The 3,325-nt window shown below is 40.2% G+C and carries 4 protein-coding genes; 2 read left to right on the top strand and 2 right to left on the bottom strand.

Going from position 1 to position 3,325, the window contains the following annotated elements:
• Positions 1-448 precede the first annotated feature (448 nt).
• On the bottom strand, positions 449-628 hold the full coding sequence (locus tag HPY74_20480; protein ID NSW92985.1) for an HNH endonuclease: 180 nt from the start codon (positions 626-628) through the stop codon (positions 449-451).
• Positions 629-1,112: 484 nt separating this feature from the next.
• Between HPY74_20480 and HPY74_20475 the strand changes: the two genes are divergently transcribed.
• Positions 1,113-2,903: an AAA family ATPase gene (locus tag HPY74_20475; GenBank protein ID NSW92984.1), complete on the top strand. Its 1,791-nt coding sequence runs from the start codon at positions 1,113-1,115 to the stop codon at positions 2,901-2,903.
• Positions 2,904-2,916: 13 nt separating this feature from the next.
• Entirely contained in the window at positions 2,917-3,051 is a 135-nt protein-coding gene (locus HPY74_20470) for a BC1881 family protein (protein NSW92983.1), read from the top strand.
• A gap of 3 nt (positions 3,052-3,054) precedes the next feature.
• On the opposite strand, the gene HPY74_20465 is transcribed toward HPY74_20470, so the two are convergent.
• Positions 3,055-3,285 (bottom strand): type II toxin-antitoxin system HicA family toxin, encoded by a 231-nt coding sequence (locus HPY74_20465; GenBank protein ID NSW92982.1) that lies wholly within the window; start codon positions 3,283-3,285, stop codon positions 3,055-3,057.
• Positions 3,286-3,325 lie beyond the last annotated feature (40 nt).

The following is a 3,325-nucleotide window of genomic DNA, read 5'->3' as shown; positions in this document are numbered from 1 at the left end:
CTGCTCTGGGCAGAAAAGGATACTGGCGGCAAAAAGTTTGACCCGGAGTATTTTTACATCAACGAGGTAAACCGGGCACTGGCGAGGATAAAATAAGATCCTCATCTCAGTCCACGGCACCTTGTTCTACGAAGTTTGCTACCAGTTCGGCCAGGCTGTACCGATGAGTGAGCCGGTGAGGTACGTCCACGATATAAATTGCCCCATAATCACAATCGAGGCCGTAAGCCATGGGTTCTTTGCTCAGCACCACGCAACCTTCAAAGGTGTTGAAAAGATTGACGTAGCCGAAGATAGCGCCAACCTGGGGAATCACATACAGCCTTTGGGTTTTCCGTCAGCGTCGAACTCATAGCGTACCTTGACCCCTGGCTCATTTGCCAGAACACCCTTCTCCAGGGGATTTGGCACGCGGCCGCTCTTGCCCGGAAGCCTGAGCACCATCCTCTTAGCCTGCATTGAGCCAGTTGTTGACCAGAGGGTCGTCCACAAAACGGCCAAGGCGGGAATTACATGCCCGGCAGACTTCGTGGATAACCAACGTTCCACCTAGTGCCTCCGGGAAGATATGCTCCTGGCTAGCCACTTCATCAGGTAAATCCTTAAGGCAGATTATGCACCTAAACACCAGTGATCATTCCCTTCTACCTCGCCTGAGCAGAACCACAAGATACATCTGGCCAGGCCTGGTCACGCCATACTCAAAAAGAAGCATAGTATATTCCTCAGCTATCATCACACAACTTTCGCTTATACGGTTCTTGTATCTCTCGGGATGTTATAAAAACAGAAGCAGCAAATCTCAACTTTTTTACGTAATTTCTAACTGAGAAACAATAACTTGATATATCCTAAAATGGTAATATAATGATTATAGGTGATTCGGACATTGGGAAGAAAGGGGGCTCTTTTGGAATTAGATTTGGAATTAGAATTATCACCTAAAATGAAGTGCAAGAAGTTTTTGTATTTATAAAACCAGGCTAGTTTTCAGAACCGCCCGATATGGCGGTTCTGATGCTTTTTAATTATCGTCGACATTTTTAGACATATTTCTTTATTCCCTTAAAAAGTTCAATAAGGAAAAGAGAAGAAAGAAAGGAGCAAAAATAATGAAACTAAAGAGTATTAAAGTTAAAAACTTCAGATGTTTAAAGGATGTGCACATTAGTTTCGAACCCGACATAACAGTGATTGTCGGGGAAAACGACAGCGGAAAATCCTCACTGGTTAAAGTAATTGATCTGGCGATGAAGAATGCATTGCCCGATCGCAGCGATTTTTATGCCGGAGAAAGATGCATGAGATGGGAGCTCGATTTTTCTGAGGAAAGTTATATTTTTGAATTTACCATCAATGGTGATAATATTGATAAAGTCATTAAAAAAACCGTATCCTGGGGTATTTTAAGCCCGTATTTGGCACAAAAAGAGAAAATTAATGATCTTAGCCAGGAAGAGATTAAAAGTCTACTCGCTCAATTTGGAAAAACTACTCAAAGAAGAACCCTTGATCCCCTAAGACAGGAACTTTCTGAGTTTCTGGACGAAAACAAAAATAAGATAGAAAATAACTGTAAAGAAGAGGTTTTGATTAAAGAAAAAGATATGCCGCAGTTATTAACTGTTCCCCCCTTGGATGGAAAAACTTTTGAAGACATCAACGGTTTTCTTAAAGATATTTATTTAAAGGAAGCTATTAAAAATATCTGGAGCGTCAGGGTTGAAGGAACAGACAAAAAACTGGAAACTATTTTCGAAGAGAATCTCAACATGATTGCAGATGAAAAACAAAAAGAAATTAATCAAGAAGTTCTTCCTAGAATTAGGGAGTTTCTTCCTGATGTTCAAGAAATCCTTATTGACATTGAGCATCAACCTTTCGATATCACAAAAACCATAAATGTAACAACCAGTTTTAGAGGAGTTGAAGGTCAAGAGATTCAATTTGCTAAAAAAGGCGATGGAACAAAACGAAGAACCACTTTAGCTCTTCTGAGACATAAAGTAGAAAAAGAAAGAGGCATGGAGCAAAAAGTTTTCATTTTTGACGAACCTGACACCCATCTTCACGTGAAAGCACAACGCGAATTAATGGAAATTTTAGAACAAATAAAACAGGAGGCCCAGGTAATTATTACAACCCATTCTCCGTTTATTTTAAACAGCATCGAACCGTCCAAAATAAGGATGCTTTGTCTGGAAAATGGCGCCACCAATGTCAAGTATCTGGAAGACAACAATGATGTAAAAGATTTGTTAAAATCCCTGGGTATAGAAAATACCCATTTATTCTTCACCAGGAAGATACTACTGGTCGAAGGTGAGTCAGAAGAAATTGCGCTCCCTATCTTGTTTAAGAAATATAAAAAGAAAAGCCTCGATAGTGAACTTGTCACTTTGATCAATGCTCACGGCGTTGATAACTTAGCTCAATTAGCGAAAGTTCTTATCGAATTTATGGCTGACATCCCTTTAATGGTTCTGGTAGACCAAGACATTAATAGGGATTTAGTCATTAAGCGCCGAAAGAATACAAAAGAACTGCTAGAAAAACTACAAGAAGAAAGAAGGGTCGATAAATTCGAAATAGGATATATGGAGTTCGAAGATGCCTTTGATACTGACGTGATTTACGAGTCCGTCATGAAATATTATGGTGATCAAGTTAAGGATCAATGGAGCAAAGAAGAAATTGAAAAGTGCCGAGAAAAGTTAAAGGAGAATCCACATTACCAATTTGCAGAAGCCTTAGAAAAACTTTCAGAAAGAAAAAAAGCAGAAATAGCAAAAGCAATAGCCAATTATTGCGATATTAATCAGATTCCACAAGATTTAATAGCTCTTTTTGATGCTATTAAACCAACGGAAGACATAATTCCTACAGAAAACATCAATCCTTAAAGGAGTTGCGAGGATGGCATCAACAGATTTAAAGAAATATCAGACAAAGGAATTGGCAAACGAACTTAAGACGCGTGAAGGAGTTCAATGCTTGCTGATTGATCCACACGTCAGTCTTCATCATAAAAACGTACCTGAACCAGATTAATTCTTAAAGAAGTTTCCTGAACTCTTCGACCGTCAGCCCCATATCGGCAATAATCCCAACCAAAGTCTTGGGCTTGAGTTCTCTACCCGAATGTACAGGAACAACGACACGACGCTTGTCCGACGGCCGGTAATAAACCGCATGGCTCCCCTTTTGCCGGTCAAAAACAAACCCTATACGTTCCGCAACCCGGATTACTTCTTTCGCTGTAACCACAGGGAGCTTTCTTGTCATAAAGCAACCTCTACAGGCTTAATCAAGAGATCTTCCCGGG

This window comes from Bacillota bacterium (assembly GCA_013314855.1).
In the GTDB taxonomy this organism is placed as follows: domain Bacteria; phylum Bacillota; class Clostridia; order Acetivibrionales; family DUMC01; genus Ch48.
This window is presented reverse-complemented; position numbering and strand designations above follow the sequence as displayed.

Coding starts and splice junctions, on each gene's coding strand:
- HPY74_20475 (NSW92984.1), top strand. CDS start 1,113: ATGAAACTAAAGAGTATTAAAGTTAAAAACTTCAGATGTTTAAAGGAT.
- HPY74_20470 (NSW92983.1), top strand. CDS start 2,917: ATGGCATCAACAGATTTAAAGAAATATCAGACAAAGGAATTGGCAAAC.
- HPY74_20465 (NSW92982.1), bottom strand. CDS start 3,285: ATGACAAGAAAGCTCCCTGTGGTTACAGCGAAAGAAGTAATCCGGGTT.